This window comes from Paraburkholderia suaedae (assembly GCF_040812055.1).
Lineage (GTDB): Bacteria > Pseudomonadota > Gammaproteobacteria > Burkholderiales > Burkholderiaceae > Paraburkholderia.
In genome coordinates this window covers 53,039-69,800 of record NZ_JBFOAH010000003.1, presented here as the reverse complement: position 1 = coordinate 69,800, position 16,762 = coordinate 53,039, and the positions used below count along the sequence as shown (strand labels likewise).

Here is a 16,762-nt window from a genome sequence, read left to right as displayed (position 1 = left end):
GAAGGCGCCGTCCGCGAAGCCGGCCTGGCATTAACCCGCACGATGCCCGCAGCGCCGCGCCAGAGGGTGATGCACCGTCCGCCTGCGCGCAGCGCACCCTCGAACCTCCTTACATCGGCCTAAAGCTTTGTCGTTGCATATCCGATAACACTGATACAAGGCTGCTTCGGCGCGCTGACGCCGCGCACGGCCATGCCACGACCCAATCGCAGCCCGTATGACAGGAGGAGCGCCGATGTTTTCGCCAGGACACGCTGGAGCCAATGCCTATGCACGCGTCGGCGTCGAGACAGGCGTGATGGGCGCAAGTCCGCATCGTCTGAGCGTCTTGTCGTATCAGGGCGCAACGCAGGCCATCGCGCAGGCACGCATGCATTTGCAACGAGGCGATGTGTCCGAGCGCGGCACGGCAATCGGCAAGGCGACTCGCATTATCGAAAACGGACTGCAGCAGTCGCTCGACGTCGAAGCAGGCGGGGAGATCGCGCAGCGGTTGAACGCGCTTTATAGCTATATGTTGCGCCGGCTGCTCCACGCCAATCCCGAGCAAAGCGAGGCCATGCAGGTCGAGGTCGACGGCCCGTTGGCGACGCTCGAAGAGGCTTGGCTCGGGATTGCCCCGGAGATGGCGCGGATCGGAACCCAGCCGGCCGCGGAAAGCATGAGATGACATCCAACGCAGAATATTTTGCCCGCTACGAGGCGGTCGCCGCGATTTCCTGCCGCATGCTGATGGCTGCGCGGCGCGCACTGTGGAACGATCTGGCCCACTTGCAGGAGGAATACCGGCATCTGGTGGAAGCATTGCGCGATGCCGACTGCGACGTGAAGCTCGACGACGCTGAGCGGCTGCGCAAATACGCGCTGATCCGACAGATTCTCGCGGACGACGCCGCCATTCGCGATCTGGCGAATCCGCGCATGGCCAACCTGTCGGCGCTGTTCGCCGGACGGCAGACCCGCGTGCTCAAGGAACTGTACGGCGCCCGCTGAACTGGACCGCGTGTGCGGCGTTCGCGTCGTCGCTTCCGACGGGTGTCGACGAGATTCGAGCGCACTACCGCCAATCTGACCAAGGAATCGGCATGATCGGAATCGACACGGCCATCGCTTCGGTGCTTGCGAGCCGGGTCGACAGCCTGCTCAACATCGCACCGGGCAGCGCGGCCACGTCGCAGACCGGCGCGGCGAACGTCGATATTGCGCCGACCACCGCGCCTCCCGTCGCTCCCGTTGCGCCGCCGCCTTCCGCACAAACCGCGCTGTCGGCCGTGGCACTGACGCTCAACGCGATCGCGAGCTCGGGCGGTGAGGCAACCCCCGCCGTACTCGGGCAGTCGCCAATCTGGCCGGCCGCCCCCGCGCTCGATGTCGAGGTCGCCGGCTGGCCGCTGTCCGCTACGCCTTCCGCCGGCGCTCCTAATGCTCCCGGTGCTCCCAATGCGAACCCAACCGCCGCAGGCTCGATCGCGGCTGCGACTGCCAACGTCGCGGCCACCCCGGTGCCCGTGGCAGCGCTCGCGGCCGCGCTGAAGCAGACGGTCGGCGACAGCGGTCTTTTCTACGAGTCGCATCTCGCGCAATGGCTGGCCGGTCAGCGCTCGCCGGACCAGCTTGCGGGCGAGTCGCAAAACAGGCTGGTGGCCGCCGCTCAACCGCCGCTCGGCTGGTCGAGCGATGACGGCGCCGCGTCGGTTCCCAACGGTGTGCTGAGGCAGGCTACGGGGACGGCGCCCAACGTCGGCGCGCAAACCGGCGCGCCCGACAATAGCGGCGCGCCCCGCACCGCGCCGACGATCCTGACCGCGCAGGCGGCACGCTTCGTGGCTGCCGAAGTGCTGGCCAGTTCGCTGCCCGAGCTGAACGCAGACCCCGCGCATGCGGGCCCGCACAGCACGAGCGCGCAAACGGCAAGTGCCGGCGCGTCGCAGAATTCGCAATCAATGGCGGCCGCAGTGCATCCCGCCACCGTGCCGCTGGTGCGGCAGCAACTGGATCTGCTCGCCACCGGGCAGTTTCGCTGGAGCGGGGAAGCGTGGCCGGGCGCGCGGCTCGACTGGACCATCGAGCAGGACGGCGACGAATGGAATCGCAGCGGCGGCGGCACGGCGAGCGAAGACGATCAGCCTTGGCGCACGCGTCTGACGCTGTCGTTGCCGACCCTCGGCACCGTCGACGCCGAACTGACGTTGACCGGCATGCGCCTCGTCGCCCGTGTGCAGGCGAGTCCGGGCGGCGCGGCGCGGCTGGCGATGCAGGGTGAGAGCTTCCGGCAGCGGCTGGCGGCGGCAGGCATCGAACTGAACGGCTTGACGATCCGCGAGATCGGCGGGGGCGCGCCGGCTACGGTGGCGGCCGAGGCGGGCGCCCGGGCGGCGGCTTCGGCGTACGCGCGCTCGGCTACGGCTGGGACGGGGCCGCCCTCGACTGCCTCCTCGGCGGCTAACGGTGCTGTCGGCGCGCGCGGCAGCCGCGCGTCAGCCGGGCAGCGCGACGATTTCGACTGGGATATCTGATGAGCCGCAAGCATCGCCGCAGCGCGGCCGCACTCGTGTACGACGCGCAAAGCAGTGATCCGGCGCCGCGCGTGATCGCCAAAGGCTACGGGCTGCTGGCCGAGATGATCGTGCAACGGGCCAAGGAAGCGGGCCTCTATGTCCACGAGGCGCCCGAAATGGTGTCGCTGCTGATGCAGGTGGACCTCGACGCGCGGATTCCGCCGCAGCTTTATCAGGCGGTCGCGGAATTGCTCGCGTGGCTGCATCGGCTCGAAAGCGGTGCGCACGAGGAGCCGGTGCATGGTGCCCACGCCGTCGCCGGGGACGTGACCGATGTGGTCGCCACCGACGTCGCAGACGGGCCGGCCGCGCGCTGAGCGTCGGCTGGCGGCGCTGGACGCAGCAGCGATTCGAGCGCGGCGAGCTCTGGCTGATCGTTTCTCAGCGATGTCCAGTCCCGATAGCTAGCGGTAAGCGTCGGATCGCACGGCTACCGTTGGCGCGATGGCTGCCGCGTTGGCGTTGGCCTTTGCCTGAACTTCACGCGGGAAACGCCCGCTCGATGATCGCCGCGTGATCGAACGCAGCGGGCAGCGTGCCGTACACGCGACCGCTTTCGCCGCAACCGTCGGCCAGACGCGTGGCGATGAACGCATCGGCGACGGCGGCAGGCGCGTGCCTGACAAGCAGCGTGGCCTGCGCGATCAATACGATCTGCTGCGCAATGCGCCGCGCCGACGCTTCGCGCTCTTCGGCCGGTCCGTTGAGCGTCGCGCCCAGCTTTCCGAGCGCGGCATTCAGCGCTGGATGCGCGTGCGCCTCCGATTGCCACGCCGCAAACAATGCTTGCGCCGCTTCCGGCTCGCGCTCCATCGCGCGCAGCACGTCGAGGCACATCACGTTGCCGGAGCCTTCCCAGATCGAATTGACCGGTGCTTCGCGGTAGAAGCGCGCCATCGGACCCGTTTCGACGTAACCGTTGCCGCCCCATACCTCCATCGCCTCGCCGGTGAACTCCAGCGTTCGCTTGCAGACCCAGTACTTCGCCGCCGGCGTGACGATGCGCCGCCACGCGCGTTCGACGAAAGCGGCAGAAGAGGTGGGCGAGGCGGACGACACATCGGCAGCTTCCTCGAAAGCGCGCGCGAGGCGCATGAACAGCACCGTCGCGGCTTCCGATTCCAACGCCAGATCGGCTAGCACGTTGCGCATCAGCGGCTGATCGGCCAACTGCCGCCCGAACGCGCTGCGATGACGCGCATGATGGATCGCCTGTACCAGCGCGGCGCGCATCAACCCCGCGCTGCCGATCACGCAATCGAGCCGCGTATAGCTCGCCATTTCGATGATGGTCGGCACGCCGCGCCCTTCGTCGCCGATCATGATGCCGAACGCGTCGAGGAACTCCACTTCGCTGCTCGCATTCGAGCGGTTGCCGAGCTTGTCTTTCAGACGCTGGATCTGCACGGCGTTCTTGCTGCCGTCGGGTGCGAAGCGCGGCACGTAAAAGCACGACAGGCTCGCATGAGCGTCGGTGCGCGCGAGCACGAGGTGGGCATCGCATTGCGGCGCCGAGAAAAACCACTTGTGACCGACCAGCCGATACGCGCCGTCGCGGCCACCGGCGGCGAGCGCGTGCGCATGGGTCTGATTGCTGCGCACGTCCGAGCCGCCTTGCTTTTCGGTCATGCCCATGCCGATCATCGCCGAGCGCTTTTGCGGCAGCGGCACGTCGCGCGGATCGTGCTCGCGGGCATACAGCTTGTCGCGCAGGGTATCGAATAGCGCGGGCTCGCGCTGCAGCACGGGAATGCTGGCGAAGGTCATCGTCAGCGGACACAGCGAGCCGGATTCGATTTGCGCGTGCAGAAAATAACCGGCGCAACGGGCGACCATCGCGCCGCGTTGCGGATCGGAAAACGGCAGCGCGTGCAGCCCCTCGCGGCGCAATAAGGAGAGCAGCGAATGCCACGCGGGATGAAATTCCAGCGCGTCGATGCGCTCGCCTCGCGGACTATGCGTGAACAGCTCGGGCGTGTGACGGTTGGCGAGTTCGGCGAGCGCGAGCGTCTCGGGTGTGGTGAGCGCCGCGCCGTGCCGCAGCAACCCGTCGCGATGCCAGCTGGCGCCGTTGCGTTCGAGAGCGGCGGACAATGCGGTGTCGCTGGCAAACAGGTTGTAGTCCGTCAGCGGCGGGACCTGATTGGTCACCTCGTGGGTCTGGCCGAAATGATGCCGTTCCATTTGCTGTCTCCGTTCACCAGGGGCTTGCCGGCGCTGATCGACGGGCTGGTGCGAGGTGCTCTCTGAGCGCCGCCTGCGGCGCCGCGCGCGATGAGGATGACCCGCCCCGCGCGCTGATGGCTTGCCGCGCACGGCCGGCGGGCGGCCAGTCGCTTGTCCTGCACGATTGGGTCGCTGCCGCGCTGTGTTTAGAGCAGGCGCTCTCGCATGAAGCCGCCGCGGCACCGCCAGTTGGCCTGCAGTCCCGGACGAACCCACGTAGACCAGTGTGCACGAGACGGGCTTCGCGAGCAACGCGGCGCACCGGCCGCAGCTGCATTGAATAAGACTACATCATCGTCCGTGCGAGTTCGGGCGGCGGTGCGCTCGCGAGCCGTCTCGCGAAGCGGGCTCGCCAGCCGCCAACGGTAGCAGCCGCGCGGGCGCGGCTTCCGCGGGAACAGGCCCAGCACCGATTCCGGCCCCCGGATGACACCGGAGCCGGGCTCGCCAGCCCAAGGGTTTCAGCTTCACGCGCAGGCGCGGCTTCGACAGGCCGCGGGCGGTGAACGCCACGATCTATGCGCGAAGGCATCGTTACCCGGGCAGTGGTGGCTTGGTTGACGCCGCCGACGGCGCGGTTGGCTCCGTCCCGCCCGCAGCGCTCGCAGAGATGCCAATTCCCGGCCCCAGCATGAAATCGTCACCGGCCTGGCCGGGCAACGTGTCGCGCGCGACCTGGAGCCACGCACGGGCGGCATGCGACAGATAACCATTGCGCCGCCAGCCGATCGCCATTTCCCACGGAATTTCCGGATCCACCACCGGCAGACAGGTGAATTGCACAGGGTCGAGCCGCCGGCAATATGGCGCCGGCAGCAGCGCGATGCCGACGCCGGCCAGCACCAGCGCCGCCATGAAATCCCAATGCCCGCTGCGCCCGACGATAGTCGGCGCAAAGCCAGCCGAGCGGCACGCGTTCAACACCACATCGTTGAGCGCGAGGCTCTCGCCGTAGAACACGAACGGTTCTTTGGCGAGCTGGCCGAGCGGCACCTCGTGCAGATGATCCCAACGCGAACCGCTGCGCGCGACGAGCCATAGCAGTTGGCGCGTGATGGGCAGTACGTCGATAGTGTCGGGGTCGACGGGTTGTAAAACCCCGCCCAGTTCGAGCTCACCGTTGATCAGCGCGGTTTCGATTGCGCGTGAACCCTGCTCGAACAGCTTCAGCTCGATCTTCGGAAAGCGCTGGCGGAACGCGGCGATGGCGGGCGTGAATAGCGAGCCGCCCATCGGCGGAATGCCGATGGTCAGCTCGCCGCGGCCGAGCGTGTCCAGGTCGCTCAGTTCGGCCTGCAATTGCGCGTGCGCGGCCAGCACCTCCTGGCCGCGCTGGAAGACGATGCGGCCGACGTCCGTCAACACCATCTGACGCCCGTCGCGCAGCAGTAGCGGCGAGCCGATTTCGTCTTCCAGCGACTTGACCATCTTGCTGATGGTCGGCTGGGTGACGAACATCCGTTCGGCGGCGCCGGTGAAGCTCTGTTGACGAACGACCTCGACGAAATACCGCAGCGCACGTAGTTCCACGATCTCGGCTCCGTGATTCCAAACTGGAATGATCTACGCGATTGTAGGGCAGCTCATTCATGGGTCAGTGATACCTGCGCGGAATTGCGGCTGGTGTCCGTCCGGTCTGTCGCGCTGCTAACCGCCCGCACCCGGCGTCCCACCGTCCCCGATTTCAAGATGATGACCGCCAGAAGGCGGATAACATCGACGGTCTCTCACCGCTCGGCCGCGCGCTTCGATCCATGACGCCCATTTCGATCCTCATTCCGTGCTTCAACGGCGCGGCCACGCTCGCGCGTGCGCTGCAAAGCTGCGTAATCCAACCCGAGGCGGCGCAAATCGTCGTGATCGACGACGGTTCCACCGATGCATCCGCCGACATCGTCGCCCAGTTCGGCCGCCGCGACCCGCGCGTGGGCCTGCTGCGCATGCCATACAACGGCGGTGCGGCGCGCGCGCGCAACTGGGGCGCGCTGCATGCGTCGCAGGAACTGCTCGCCTTCCTCGACGCCGACGACGAATACCTGCCCGGTGCGCTGGCCGCCGCCAGCGCGTATCTGACGCAAAATCCGACGGAAGTGTCGGTGCGGCTCGACGTCGAGTACACGGATTTTCCCGCCGAGCTCACCGTTCACCCGGACTTCGCCACGCATGCGGCAACGCTCAGCAATACGGTGCCGAGCAGTCTGATCATCCGCCGTTCGGTGTACGCGGCGCTCGGCGGTTTTCCGATGGACGACGCGTTTCGACGCCTGGGCGGAGAAGACGGCGCATTCTCGTGGGCGCTACGGGAGATTTTCGGCAACCGGCGTCTGGACGGCGTGAAGCGCGTGCGCATGCATTACCACGCGGGCATCCACGCCGAGCGGTACTTCCGCGTCGCGCTCGGGCTGCAGGTCCCCAGTCCCGCCGACGTGGCGGACGCGTTTCGCTTCTCCCGACGCTTCGTCGACACTGCGCGTGCGCAAATCAGGCAATTGCGCGCGGCGAGCGTGATCGACAGCTGAAGCCTGACGCGGCCGCCCACGGCCGCAGATCAGGGCACTCGGCACCGCGCCCCCGCGCCCCGAAGCCATCTCGATTTGCTACAATCGCCGTTCGTCTTCGAGGAGCGTTGCGACGGGTACCGCGAATCAGCATATTCGCCGGCCGCCCGCCAGGCTCGAAGGCTTCAATCGGAAGGCTCGGATGCGCATTGCGCTGTCCGGTCCACCGCATCGAACCGCGCTCACGTCAAATTTCTAGTCAATTTCTTAGAAAGGAGGGCGTGATGAACGCCGCAGTTATCGACTCGCAAGCTTCCCAGGATTACATCGTTGCCGACATGTCGCTCGCCGACTGGGGCCGCAAGGAACTCACGATCGCCGAGACCGAAATGCCCGGCCTCATGCAAACGCGTGACGAGTACAAGGCGCAGCAGCCGCTGAAGGGTGCGCGCATCGCCGGTTCGCTGCACATGACCATCCAGACCGGCGTGCTGATCGAGACGCTCACCGCGCTCGGCGCCGATGTCCGCTGGGCTTCGTGCAACATCTTCTCGACCCAGGATCACGCGGCCGCCGCGATTGCCAAAGCGGGCACGCCGGTGTTCGCGTTCAAGGGCGAATCGCTCGACGAATACTGGGAGTTCTCGCACCGCATCTTCGAATGGCCGAACGGCGAATTCGCCAACATGATCCTCGACGACGGCGGCGACGCCACGTTGCTGCTGATCCTCGGCTCGAAGGCGGAGAAGGACCGTTCGGTGATCGCCAAGCCGACCAACGAGGAAGAAGTTGCGCTTTACAAGTCGATCGCGAAGCACCTCGACGCCCACCCGAACTGGTACTCCACGCGCCTTTCGCACATCCAGGGCGTGACGGAAGAGACCACCACCGGTGTGCACCGTCTGTACCAGATGGAAAAGGAAGGCCGCCTGCCGTTCCCGGCGATCAACGTCAACGACTCGGTCACCAAGTCGAAGTTCGACAACCTTTACGGCTGCCGCGAGTCGCTGGTGGACGGCATCAAGCGCGCGACCGACGTGATGATCGCGGGCAAGATCGCGGTGGTCGCCGGTTATGGCGACGTGGGCAAGGGCTGCGCGCAATCGCTGCGCGGTCTGGGCGCAACCGTGTGGGTCACCGAAATCGATCCGATCTGCGCGCTGCAGGCCGCGATGGAAGGCTATCGCGTCGTGACGATGGAATATGCCGCCGACAAGGCCGACATCTTCGTGACGGCAACCGGCAATTACCACGTGATCGGCCACGACCACATGAAGGCGATGCGTCACAACGCGATCGTCTGCAACATCGGTCACTTCGATTCGGAAATCGACGTGGCGTCGACCCGTCAGTACCAGTGGGACAACATCAAGCCGCAAGTCGACCACATCATTTTCCCCGACGGCAAGCGCGTGATCCTGCTCGCTGAAGGCCGCCTTGTGAACCTGGGCTGCGCGACGGGCCACCCCTCGTTCGTGATGTCGAACTCGTTCACCAACCAGACGCTCGCGCAGATCGAATTGTTCACGCAAGGCAATCAGTACGAGAACAAGGTGTACGTGTTGCCGAAGCATCTGGACGAGAAGGTCGCGCGCCTGCATCTGGCGCGCATCGGTGCCAACCTGACCGTGCTGTCGGACGAGCAGGCCGGCTACATCGGCGTCGACAAGAACGGTCCGTTCAAGCCGAACCACTACCGCTACTAAGCACGCGGGCGCTTCGAACACATGACGGTCTGAAACGCAGCGGCGCGCAATGCGCCGCTCCGTTTTGCGATGCCCGCTGTTCTCGCGCTTTTTGCCGCGTCTTTCCCCGTTACCGGACATCCGGCCAAAGGAGCTGTACATGACCGTGCTATTGACCTGGCTGATCAATGCGCTCGCGCTTCTGATCATCACGTATATCGTTCCTTCGATCCATATCCGCAGCTTCGGCACCGCGCTGATCGTCGCCGTGGTGCTCGGACTGATCAACACGATCCTGCGCCCGGTGCTGATACTGTTGACGTTGCCCGTCACCATCGTCACGCTTGGGCTCTTCATTCTGGTGGTCAACGCGCTGTGCTTCTGGCTGTGCGCGTCGCTGCTCAAGGGCTTCGAAGTGTCGGGCTTCTGGTCGGCGTTCTTCGGCTCGATTCTGTACAGCATCGTCTCGTGGCTGCTGTCCGCGCTTATTTTCGGCAACCGCAGTTTGGGTTGACCTACTCAACATGAACCCGATCGAACTTTCATTCGAATTCTTCCCACCAAAAACGCAGGAAGGCGTCGACAAGCTGCGCGCCAGCCGTAAGCAGCTCGCGTTGCTCAAGCCCCAGTTCGTGTCCGTCACCTTCGGCGCCGGCGGCTCGACGCAACAGGGCACGCTCGATACCGTCGTCGAGATGGCGAAGGAGGGGCTCGAGGCGGCGCCGCACCTGTCGTGCATCGGCTCGTCGAAAGAGAGCCTGCGCGCCATCCTCAACGAGTACCGCGCGCATGGCATTCGCCACATCGTCGCGCTGCGCGGCGACTTGCCGTCCGGCATGGGCGAAGTCGGCGAACTGCGCTATGCGTCGGAACTGGTGAGCTTCATCCGCGCCGAGTTCGGCGACTGGTTCTGGATCGAGGTGGCCGGTTATCCGGAATACCACCCGCAGTCGCGCTCGCCGCGTCACGATCTGCAAAACTTCGCCAACAAGGTGAAGGCCGGCGCCAATTCCGCGATCACGCAGTACTTCTTCAACGCGGACGCGTACTTTCGTTTCGTCGACGACGCGCGCAAGCTCGGCGTCGAGGTGCCGATCGTGCCAGGCATCATGCCAATCACGAACTTCTCGCAACTGATGCGTTTCTCCGAAATGTGCGGCGCCGAAGTGCCGCGCTGGATCGCGCGCCGGCTGGAGAGTTTCGGCGACGACCGCGAGTCGATTCGCGCGTTCGGGCTCGACGTGGTGACGGACTTGTGCCAGCGGCTGGTCGACGCCAAGGTGCCGGGTTTGCATTTCTACACGTTGAACGGCGCCGCCGCGACAAGGGCGATCTGCGAACGGCTGGGCCGTTGATTGCGTTGAATAAAGTGCGCGGGCTCACAGAAAATTAGCGCTACACGAGCCCGGGCCATGCAATCCCGCGCGGCTGCAACAGCCGCGCGGCCTAGTCCGACAACTTGCGCACGTAGAGCTGATACAGCGGCGCCGACAGCACTTCGAGCTTGCGGAAGTTCAGATTGACGAACGCGTCGATGGCCGGCTTCGGGCATCGCAACGGGTCCTTTCCTGACGGCAACTGTTCGGCCCACAGATAGTCGTCGAACGCGATGATCCCGCCTCGCTTTAACAGCTTGAAACCGAGCACGGCATCGGCCAGCACGTCTGCGGCCTGGTGCGAGCCGTCGACATAGACGAAGTCGAAATATCCCTTCTTGCCCTCGGCGATCAAACGCGCGAGACATTCGTCCGAGTAACCTTTATGCACGCTGAGCCGCGCGCGTCCAGGATGTGTGCCTGTGGCCAGCGCCATGTTGTGGTGAAAGCGCCGTTCGACCGCGCTCATGTCGGTCTGCGCGACGCCGCCTGCCTGATGTTCAACGCCGCCTTCCCACGTGTCGATGCAATGCAGCTCGATGGAGTGCCGCGGCGTCAGCGTGTCGATCAGATAGCAGGCGCTCGCGCCTTCGTACGAACCGATTTCGACTATCCTGGCGGGAGCGTGGTGCGTCATCAACTCGTCCCACACCCCTCGGGCCAGTGTGTCGAACCAGTTGTTGGTGAATTGATAGGAAGTCATCGCGCGAGTTAAGGATTTGCCTAAATCGCTCATTATGGCGCGCCGGCTATTTCAAAAAAGCTTGCCGCCGACGCCCGGCATCGCGCCGCATAGCGTGGTAAGTCCCTGTTGAAGCCCATTTTTGTGCTGTCTATGATCGAAGCGCAGCTGACCCGGCTGCTGTGCGGAGGACGATATGACAGTGACAACAAGGCTGTTTGCGGTTTCCCAGTACTGCCTGCCTGCGCTCGCCGCGCTCGCGGTCGCCGCGAGCGGCATGGCGCCGACTGCGGCACCGGCTGCCACGCTGCCCGACAAAACCCTCGTGTTTTGCTCCGAAGGCAGTCCGGCGGGCTTCGATTCCGCGCAATACACGACGAGCGTCGAGTTCAGCGCCGGCTCGTACACGGTCTATAACCGCTTGATCGAGTTCGCGCACGGCAGCACCGATATCGAACCCGGCCTCGCAGAAAAATGGGATGTCTCGCCGGACGGCCTGACCTATACCTTCCATCTGCGCCACGGCGTGAAATTCCAGACCACGTCGTTCTTCAAGCCGACCCGCGAATTCAATGCGGACGACGTCGTCTTCACTTACGAGCGGATGCTGGACCCCGAGCAGCCGTTCCGCAAGGCATACCCGGTGCCGTTCCCGTATTTCAACGATCTGGGCCTCGCCAAGAACATCGCGAAGATCGACAAGGTCGATCCATACACCGTGCGGTTCACGCTCAAGGAAGTCGATGCGCCGTTCCTGCAGCAAATCGCCATGCCGTTCGCATCGATCCTGTCGGCCCAATATGGCGACCAGCTCCTCAAGGCGGGTAAGGCGTCGGATATCAATCAATACCCGGTCGGGACCGGCCCGTTCATTTTCCGCAGCTACACGAAGGACGACACGATCCGCTTCGACGGCAACCCCGATTACTGGAAGCCGGGCGTGGTGAGGCTCGGCAAGCTGATCTTCGCGATCACCGTCGATCCGGCCGTGCGCCTGCAAAAGCTCAAGCGCGGCGAATGTCAGGTGATGTCGTATCCGCGGCCCGCTGACATTGCCGCGGTCAAAGCCGACTCGTCGCTCGCTATGCCAAGCGAGGTGGGTTTCAATCTCGGCTATATCGCCTACAACACCACGAAGAAGCCGCTCGATAACGCGCTGGTGCGCCGCGCGCTCGACATGTCGATCAACAAGAAAGCGATCATCGAATCGGTCTATCAGGGCGCCGGACAGGCCGCGACCAACCCGATGCCGCCGACGCAATGGGGCTACGACAAGAACCTGAAAGACGCGCCATACGACGTCGAGAAGGCCAAAGCGCTGCTGAAGCAGGCCGGCTATCCGGACGGCTTCGAACTGTCGCTGTGGGCGATGCCGGTTCAACGGCCGTATAACCCGAACGCGCGTCTGATGGCGGAAATGCTGCAGGCCGACTGGGCGAAAATCGGCGTGAAGGTGAACATCGGCACCTACGAGTGGGGCGAGTACATTCGCCGCGCCCATGCGGGCGAGCATCAAGCGATGCTGATTGGCTGGACTGGCGATTACGGCGATCCCGATAACTGGCTTGGCGTCTTGCTGGGCTGCGACGCGGTGAACGGCAGTAACTTCTCCAAATGGTGCTACAAGCCTTACGACGATCTGATCAAAAAAGGCCGCAGCACCACCGATATGGCCGAGCGCACCAAGGCTTATACGGAAGCTCAGGAAATCTTCAAGGATCAGGTGCCGTTCACGCCGATCGCCCATTCCACGGTGTATCAGCCGATCAGCAAGAACGTGACGGGGTTCAAGATCGACCCGTTCGGCCCGACGCAATTCATGAACGTCGGTCTGAAATAAGCGCAGCGGGCGGCGCTTTTGCTTGACCCAACCGCCGCAGACGCGCTCCCGACCCCCGCCGGGAGCGCGTCTGCGTCATGCCCGAACCGTTTCCGATCGTGGGCAGAAGGAATTTCCTCCGCTTGTTGCCGCGAGCCAAGCTCAAGTAATATCGCGCTACGCTGGCGGGAGCCAGCCTTGAACCTGGAGGAAACATGAAGCAAAACAATCTGTTGCGCGCCGCGCGTGTTACGACGCTCGTCGCAGCTGCAGCGGCATCACTGGCGGGCGCGAACAGCGCGCGCGCCGAGATTCCGAACAAGACCCTCGTCTACTGCTCAGAAGGCAGCCCGGCAGGTTTCGATCCGGCTCAATACACGACGGGTGTCGACTTCACGGCCAACACGTTCACCGTTTATAACCGTCTCGTCGAATTCGAACGCGGCGGCACCAAGGTCGAGCCGGGTCTCGCGGAAAAGTGGGATGTCTCGCCCGACGGCAAGACCTATACGTTTCATCTACGCCACGGCGTCAAATTCCAGACCACGCCCTTCTTCAAGCCCACGCGGGAATTCGACGCGGACGACGTCGTGTTCACGTTCCAGCGCATGCTGGACACCAACCAGCCGTTCCGCAAGGCCTACCCGGTGCAGTTCCCGTACTTCACCGACATGGGTCTGGACAAGCTGATCACCGGCGTCGAAAAGGTCGACCCATACACGGTCAAGTTCACGCTGAAGGAAGTCAACGCGCCGTTCATCCAGAATCTGGCGATGGAATACGCGTCGATCCTCTCGGCCGAGTACGCGGACAAGCTGCTCAAGGCCGGCAAGGCCGCCGACATCAACCAGTTCCCGGTCGGCACCGGCCCGTTCATCTTCCGCAGCTATACGAAGGACGCAACGATCCGCTTCGACGGCAATCCCGAATACTGGAAGCCGAACGCGGTGAAGATCTCGAAGCTGATCTTCTCGATCACGCCTGACGCCGGCGTGCGCGTGCAGAAGATCAAGCGCGACGAATGCCAGGTGATGAGCTATCCGCGTCCGGCCGACATCGCGCCCCTGAAGGCCGATCCGAACATCGACATGCCGTCGCAACCCGGCTTCAATCTGGGCTACCTCGCGTACAACGTGACGCACAAGCCGGTCGACAAGGTCGAAGTGCGGCAGGCGCTCGACATGGCGATCAACAAGAAGGCGATCATCGAATCGGTGTACCAGGGCGCGGGCGAGCTGGCCACCAACCCGATGCCGCCAACCCAATGGTCGTTCTACAAGGATCTGAAAGCGGCACCTTACGATTCGGCCAAGGCCAAGGCATTGCTCGCCAAGGCCGGCTATCCGAACGGCTTCGAGCTGACGCTGTGGGCGATGCCGGTGCAGCGCGCGTACAACCCGAACGCCCGCCTGATGGCGGAAATGATCCAGGCTGACTGGGCCAAGATCGGCGTTAAGGCGAAGATCGTCACGTACGAGTGGGGCGAGTACATCAAGCGCGCGCACGCTGGCGAGGACGACACGATGCTGATCGGCTGGACCGGCGACAACGGCGACCCGGACAACTGGCTGGGCACGCTGCTTGGCTGCGACGCAGTCAACGGCAACAACTTCTCGAAATGGTGCTACAAGCCGTTCGACGACCTGATCCAGAAGGGCCGGGTGACCTCCGACGTGGCCGCGCGCACCAAGGTTTATGTAGAAGCGCAGCAGATCTTCGCGCAGCAGTTGCCGTTCTCGCCGATCGCCCACTCGACCGTCTACCAGCCGGTCAGCAAGAAGGTGGTCGACATGCGCATCGAACCGCTCGGCTACGCGCGCTTCGATGGCGTGAGCATGAAGTAATCCGGCAAGCCAGCCGTACAATTCGCGCAGTACGCTTTTCGCACGGTTAGAAAACTGGTCGAAATGGTCCGGCGACCGGGGTCACGAGCCCTTGTCGCCGGTTGCGTTTTCTCTTCACCAAGACCATAGGGACGAACCATGTTCCGCTTTGTTTTGCGCCGCATCGGCATGGTGATACCGACTTTCATCGGCATCACGATCCTTGCATTCGCGCTGATCCACCTGATACCGGGCGATCCCATCGAAGTCATGATGGGCGAGCGCGGCGTCGATCCCGCGATGCACGCAGCCGCGATGCACCGGCTCGGACTCGACGAGCCTCTGCCGATGCAGTACGTCCACTACATCGGACGCGCGCTGCACGGCAACCTCGGCACCTCGATCATCACCAACACCAGCGTGATGGGCGAATTCCTCGCCCGCTTTCCCGCCACCGTCGAACTGTCGCTCTGCGCGATGCTGTTCGCGCTGATCGTCGGCCTGCCGGCGGGCGTGTTCGCCGCGCTCAGGCGCGGCACGGTGGTCGATCACGGCGTCATGGGCACGGCCCTGACCGGCTACTCGATGCCGATCTTCTGGTGGGGCTTGATCCTCATCATGGTGTTCTCGGTCAAGCTCGGCTGGACGCCGGTGTCGGGCCGCATCGCGGTCGAGTACGACATTCCGCACGTGACCGGCTTCATGCTGATCGACGCGCTGATGTCCACCGACGAAGGCGCGTTCAGATCGGCGCTGAGCCATCTGATCCTGCCGGCCATCGTGCTCGGCACGATCCCGCTCGCGGTCGTCGCGCGGATGACGCGTTCGTCGATGCTCGAAGTGTTGCGCGAGGACTACATACGCACCGCGCGCGCGAAGGGACTCTCGCCGGGGCGCGTGATCGTCGTGCACGCGTTGCGCAATGCGCTGATCCCGGTCGTGACGGTGATCGGTTTGCAGGTCGGCACGCTGCTCGCGGGCGCGGTGCTCACCGAAACGCTGTTTTCGTGGCCGGGCATCGGTAAATGGCTGATCGACGCGATCGGCCGGCGCGACTATCCGGTCGTGCAGGGCGGTATCCTGATGATCGCCACGCTGGTGATCGTCGTGAACCTCGTCGTCGATCTGTTGTACGGCGTGTTGAACCCACGCATCCGCCATACGAGGTAACACCACCATGGCAGACATTCAAAACACCGTTCCCCAGGCGGTCACGCCACCCAGCGGCCGCGCCATTGCCGCCCGTGAATTCTGGGCGAACTTCTCGCGCAACCGTGGCGCGGTCGGTGCCGGCATCGTCGTGCTGATGCTGGTTTTTGTAGCGATCTTCGCGCCATTGATTGCGCCGCACAGCCCGATCGAGCAATACCGCGACTTCGTGAAGATTCCGCCGGCATGGCTCGACGGCGGCAACTGGAAGTTCATTCTCGGCACGGACGAAGCCGGCCGCGACATCCTCTCGCGCCTGATGTACGGCGCGCGGCTGTCGTTCTGGATCGGCTTCGTATCGGTCGTGCTCGCGCTGATTCCGGGCATCGTGCTGGGGCTTATCGCGGCGTTTTTCGAGAAGTGGGCCGACACGCCGATCATGCGCATCATGGACGTGCTGCTCGCGTTGCCGTCGCTGCTGCTCGCGGTCGCTGTAGTCGCGATCATCGGCCCCGGCCTCGTCAACACGATGCTGGCGATCGCAATTGTCGCGCTGCCGGGCTATGTGCGTTTGACGCGCGCGTCGGCGCAAGGCGAGTTGCAGAAGGAATACGTCACGGCGTCGCGCGTGGCGGGCGCCGGCACATTGCGCCTGATGTTCTCGCAAGTGCTGCCGAACTGCACCGCACCGCTGATTGTTCAGGCCACGCTGGGTTTCTCGTCGGCGATTCTCGACGCCGCCGCGCTCGGCTTTCTCGGCCTCGGCGTGCAACCGCCGTCGGCGGAGTGGGGCGCGATGTTGGCCTCGGCGCGCGACTACATCGACAGCGCCTGGTGGATCGTCACGATGCCGGGTCTGTCCATCCTGATCTCGGTGCTCGCGATCAATCTGCTCGGCGACGGGCTGCGCGACGCGCTCGATCCCAAACTCAAACGGATGGCATGA

General features: G+C 64.4%; 15 protein-coding genes and 1 riboswitch. Of the genes, 12 read left to right on the top strand and 3 right to left on the bottom strand.

Annotation, left to right across the window (positions count from 1 at the left end; genetic code table 11):
- Window positions 1-235: 235 nt before the first annotated feature.
- The 4 genes from fliS to ABQJ48_RS05790 all read left to right on the top strand — a co-directional run bounded on the left by fliS (window position 236) and on the right by ABQJ48_RS05790 (window position 2,875).
- Complete coding sequence (gene fliS, locus ABQJ48_RS05805) at window positions 236-670, top strand: flagellar export chaperone FliS (protein WP_367836631.1); 435 nt, start codon at window positions 236-238, stop codon at window positions 668-670.
- Window positions 667-993: a flagellar protein FliT gene (locus ABQJ48_RS05800; protein ID WP_367836630.1), complete on the top strand. Its 327-nt coding sequence runs from the start codon at window positions 667-669 to the stop codon at window positions 991-993. Before fliS ends, ABQJ48_RS05800 begins: the two co-directional genes overlap by 4 nt.
- Window positions 994-1,085: 92 nt before the next feature.
- Window positions 1,086-2,516 (top strand): flagellar hook-length control protein FliK, encoded by a 1,431-nt coding sequence (fliK, locus tag ABQJ48_RS05795; RefSeq protein WP_367836629.1) that lies wholly within the window; start codon window positions 1,086-1,088, stop codon window positions 2,514-2,516.
- Entirely contained in the window at window positions 2,516-2,875 is a 360-nt protein-coding gene (locus ABQJ48_RS05790; protein ID WP_367836628.1) for an EscU/YscU/HrcU family type III secretion system export apparatus switch protein, read from the top strand. Before fliK ends, ABQJ48_RS05790 begins: the two co-directional genes overlap by 1 nt.
- A gap of 163 nt (window positions 2,876-3,038) precedes the next feature.
- On the opposite strand, the gene ABQJ48_RS05785 is transcribed toward ABQJ48_RS05790, so the two are convergent.
- Both ABQJ48_RS05785 and ABQJ48_RS05780 read right to left on the bottom strand, forming a co-directional pair.
- The gene (locus tag ABQJ48_RS05785) at window positions 3,039-4,742 is read right to left on the bottom strand and encodes an isovaleryl-CoA dehydrogenase (protein ID WP_367836627.1); all 1,704 of its coding nucleotides are present in this window, start codon (window positions 4,740-4,742) and stop codon (window positions 3,039-3,041) included.
- 576 nt (window positions 4,743-5,318) lie between these two features.
- A complete protein-coding gene (locus ABQJ48_RS05780; RefSeq protein WP_367836626.1) occupies window positions 5,319-6,314 on the bottom strand; it encodes a LysR family transcriptional regulator in 996 nt (331 codons plus the stop codon).
- Between the two features lie 224 nt (window positions 6,315-6,538).
- On the opposite strand from ABQJ48_RS05780, the gene ABQJ48_RS05775 reads away from it, so the two are divergent.
- The 4 genes from ABQJ48_RS05775 to metF all read left to right on the top strand — a co-directional run bounded on the left by ABQJ48_RS05775 (window position 6,539) and on the right by metF (window position 10,322).
- Complete coding sequence (locus ABQJ48_RS05775) at window positions 6,539-7,303, top strand: glycosyltransferase family 2 protein (protein ID WP_367836624.1); 765 nt, start codon at window positions 6,539-6,541, stop codon at window positions 7,301-7,303.
- A gap of 93 nt (window positions 7,304-7,396) precedes the next feature.
- A riboswitch (S-adenosyl-L-homocysteine riboswitch) is annotated at window positions 7,397-7,533 on the top strand.
- Window positions 7,534-7,566: 33 nt separating this feature from the next.
- Window positions 7,567-8,988: an adenosylhomocysteinase gene (gene ahcY, locus ABQJ48_RS05770; RefSeq protein ID WP_367836623.1), complete on the top strand. Its 1,422-nt coding sequence runs from the start codon at window positions 7,567-7,569 to the stop codon at window positions 8,986-8,988.
- Between the two features lie 139 nt (window positions 8,989-9,127).
- Window positions 9,128-9,481, top strand: coding sequence for a phage holin family protein (locus ABQJ48_RS05765; RefSeq protein ID WP_367836622.1), 354 nt, complete (start codon window positions 9,128-9,130; stop codon window positions 9,479-9,481).
- Window positions 9,482-9,491: 10 nt separating this feature from the next.
- Window positions 9,492-10,322 (top strand): methylenetetrahydrofolate reductase [NAD(P)H], encoded by an 831-nt coding sequence (gene metF, locus ABQJ48_RS05760; protein ID WP_367836620.1) that lies wholly within the window; start codon window positions 9,492-9,494, stop codon window positions 10,320-10,322.
- Window positions 10,323-10,413: 91 nt separating this feature from the next.
- On the opposite strand, the gene ABQJ48_RS05755 is transcribed toward metF, so the two are convergent.
- On the bottom strand, window positions 10,414-11,046 hold the full coding sequence (locus ABQJ48_RS05755) for a class I SAM-dependent methyltransferase (RefSeq protein ID WP_367836618.1): 633 nt from the start codon (window positions 11,044-11,046) through the stop codon (window positions 10,414-10,416).
- 175 nt (window positions 11,047-11,221) lie between these two features.
- Here ABQJ48_RS05755 and ABQJ48_RS05750 point away from each other — a divergent pair, with 175 nt between their 5' ends.
- From ABQJ48_RS05750 to ABQJ48_RS05735, 4 genes are all read left to right on the top strand, one after another.
- Window positions 11,222-12,865: an ABC transporter substrate-binding protein gene (locus tag ABQJ48_RS05750; protein ID WP_367836617.1), complete on the top strand. Its 1,644-nt coding sequence runs from the start codon at window positions 11,222-11,224 to the stop codon at window positions 12,863-12,865.
- Window positions 12,866-13,059: 194 nt separating this feature from the next.
- On the top strand, window positions 13,060-14,688 hold the full coding sequence (locus ABQJ48_RS05745; protein ID WP_367836615.1) for an ABC transporter substrate-binding protein: 1,629 nt from the start codon (window positions 13,060-13,062) through the stop codon (window positions 14,686-14,688).
- 138 nt (window positions 14,689-14,826) lie between these two features.
- Window positions 14,827-15,837, top strand: a complete 1,011-nt coding sequence (locus tag ABQJ48_RS05740) for an ABC transporter permease subunit (RefSeq protein WP_367836613.1) — start codon at window positions 14,827-14,829, stop codon at window positions 15,835-15,837.
- A 7-nt stretch (window positions 15,838-15,844) separates the two neighbouring features.
- Window positions 15,845-16,762 (top strand): ABC transporter permease subunit, encoded by a 918-nt coding sequence (locus ABQJ48_RS05735; RefSeq protein WP_367836612.1) that lies wholly within the window; start codon window positions 15,845-15,847, stop codon window positions 16,760-16,762.

Excerpts from the sequence above, each read along its gene's own strand:
- ABQJ48_RS05785 (WP_367836627.1), bottom strand. The coding sequence starts at position 4,742 with ATGGAACGGCATCATTTCGGCCAGACCCACGAGGTGACCAATCAGGTC.
- metF (WP_367836620.1), top strand. The coding sequence starts at position 9,492 with ATGAACCCGATCGAACTTTCATTCGAATTCTTCCCACCAAAAACGCAG.
- ABQJ48_RS05735 (WP_367836612.1), top strand. The coding sequence starts at position 15,845 with ATGGCAGACATTCAAAACACCGTTCCCCAGGCGGTCACGCCACCCAGC.
- fliK (WP_367836629.1), top strand. The coding sequence starts at position 1,086 with ATGATCGGAATCGACACGGCCATCGCTTCGGTGCTTGCGAGCCGGGTC.
- fliS (WP_367836631.1), top strand. The coding sequence starts at position 236 with ATGTTTTCGCCAGGACACGCTGGAGCCAATGCCTATGCACGCGTCGGC.
- ABQJ48_RS05750 (WP_367836617.1), top strand. The coding sequence starts at position 11,222 with ATGACAGTGACAACAAGGCTGTTTGCGGTTTCCCAGTACTGCCTGCCT.
- ABQJ48_RS05790 (WP_367836628.1), top strand. The coding sequence starts at position 2,516 with ATGAGCCGCAAGCATCGCCGCAGCGCGGCCGCACTCGTGTACGACGCG.
- ABQJ48_RS05775 (WP_367836624.1), top strand. The coding sequence starts at position 6,539 with ATGACGCCCATTTCGATCCTCATTCCGTGCTTCAACGGCGCGGCCACG.
- ahcY (WP_367836623.1), top strand. The coding sequence starts at position 7,567 with ATGAACGCCGCAGTTATCGACTCGCAAGCTTCCCAGGATTACATCGTT.
- ABQJ48_RS05755 (WP_367836618.1), bottom strand. The coding sequence starts at position 11,046 with ATGACTTCCTATCAATTCACCAACAACTGGTTCGACACACTGGCCCGA.
- ABQJ48_RS05765 (WP_367836622.1), top strand. The coding sequence starts at position 9,128 with ATGACCGTGCTATTGACCTGGCTGATCAATGCGCTCGCGCTTCTGATC.
- ABQJ48_RS05745 (WP_367836615.1), top strand. The coding sequence starts at position 13,060 with ATGAAGCAAAACAATCTGTTGCGCGCCGCGCGTGTTACGACGCTCGTC.
- ABQJ48_RS05800 (WP_367836630.1), top strand. The coding sequence starts at position 667 with ATGACATCCAACGCAGAATATTTTGCCCGCTACGAGGCGGTCGCCGCG.
- ABQJ48_RS05740 (WP_367836613.1), top strand. The coding sequence starts at position 14,827 with ATGTTCCGCTTTGTTTTGCGCCGCATCGGCATGGTGATACCGACTTTC.